Annotated in this window: 2 protein-coding genes; both read left to right on the top strand. The window is 67.8% G+C overall.

Features of this window, described 5'->3' with window-relative positions:
* Nucleotides 1–76: 76 nt before the first annotated feature.
* A complete protein-coding gene (locus tag FJ091_22165) occupies nt 77–910 on the top strand; it encodes a TonB-dependent receptor (protein MBM4386054.1) in 834 nt (277 codons plus the stop codon).
* 61 nt (nt 911–971) lie between these two features.
* A partial coding sequence (locus FJ091_22160) for an LLM class flavin-dependent oxidoreductase (protein MBM4386053.1) occupies nt 972–1,671 on the top strand: 700 nt, incomplete at its 3' end.

The following is a 1,671-nucleotide window of genomic DNA, read 5'->3' as shown; positions in this document are numbered from 1 at the left end:
CAAGGCGAGCCACTTCTCGTTCACGGCATTGGGTTTCCCGCCGTGTCCGTGCCCGCCCGGCGCCTTCGCTCCGTTCGTGTCTGATCCGCAAGGCGACAGCTGGGATCGATTGACCGGCCGCTTCGTCCTCGAGTACCGGCCCGCGGACGAGTTGATGTTCTACGCGTCGGTCGCGAAGGGCTACAAGAGCGGCGGCTCCTTGGGGGCCAACCCGGCTCGAGACAACATCTACGACCCCGAGGACATCTGGGCGTACGAGGTGGGTGCGAAGACGCGCTGGTTCGAGAACCGTCTGCAGGCGAACGTCGCCGCGTACTTCAACGACTACGACGACCTCCAGGTGTTCATCCTGACCGGCTTCGGCGCGCTCATCGAGAACGCTGCGACGGCCAAGGTCGGAGGCATCGAGCTCGAGCTGGTCGCGGCGCCCTTCGACGGCTTGCAGTTCGACAGCACGGTCGCGTGGAACCACGCTGAGTACAGCAAGTACACGAGCGCCGATCCTGTGCCGGCCGGGCTCGGCGGAGCCACCACGACCGACCAGAGCGGGAATCGCCTGAACCGCACGCCGGAGTGGTCGCTGAGCCTCGGCGGCCAGTACGCGTTCGAGCTGGGCGCCTCGACGCTGACGCCGCGCTTCGACTGGCACTACCAGAGCGAGGCCTTCTTCCGGCCCTACCAGCTCGACCGCGATCGCGCGCCGGCGTGGGACCAGTGGAACGTGCGCGTGCGCTGGGACGCGCCGCCGATGGACGCCGGCCAGTTCAACGTCGAGCTGTACATGACGAACGTCGAGGACAACGACCACATCATGAACCTCTCGGTGGGCGCGGGCTCGGAGTTGTTCCCGGAGCAGGGGAACCTGCATCCGCCGCGCCTCTACGGGTTCAAGATCGGCTGGGCATACTGAGCCGAGCACGTCGTCGTCCTAATCACTCGCGCCGCGCACTCGGCGCGGCCGAGGTGTCTCGATGAAGCTGGACGTGTTCTGCGAGACGCAGAAGGCCGCGCCGTTTCTGCCGGATCACGAGCAGCGCGTCTACGCGGAGACGCTCGCGCAGGCGGAGCACGCCGACGCGGTCGGCTTCGACACCTGGTGGACGGTCGAGCACCACGGCGCGCTCGAGTTCAGCTGGAGCAGTGCGCCCGAGGTGCAGCTCGCCTGGATCGCGACGCGCACGAAGCGCATCCATCTGGGCCACGCAGGGGTGCTCGCGCCGTTCAAGATCAACCACCCACTGCGCGTCGCGGAGCGCCTCGCGCTGCTCGACCACATCAGCGGCGGACGAGCGGAGCTCGGTCTGGCGCGCACCGGCGCCGGCGAGTGGGACACGTTCCAGGTCGACCCGAACACCTCGCGGCAGCAGCTCATCGAAGCGATGCGCATGATTCCGAAGATGTGGACGCAGCAAGAGTTCTCGTGGGACTCGGAGCTGCTGAAGATTCCCCCGCGCAACGTGATCCCGAAGCCGCTGCAGAAGCCGCACCCGCGGCTTTGGCAGACGTGCTCGAGCCCCGAGTCGTTCCGGCTCGCGGGCCGCCTGGGCGTCGGCGCGCTCGGCACCACGCTGCTCACCGAGCTCGGGCCGATGGAAGCGCTGCTGAAGGAGCACCGACAAGGACTCACGGAGATGGAGGAGCCCGCCGGCCACTTCGTGAATCGCGAGGCCG

This window comes from Deltaproteobacteria bacterium (genome assembly GCA_016875395.1).
Lineage (GTDB): Bacteria > Myxococcota_A > UBA9160 > UBA9160 > UBA6930 > VGRF01.
This window is presented reverse-complemented; position numbering and strand designations above follow the sequence as displayed.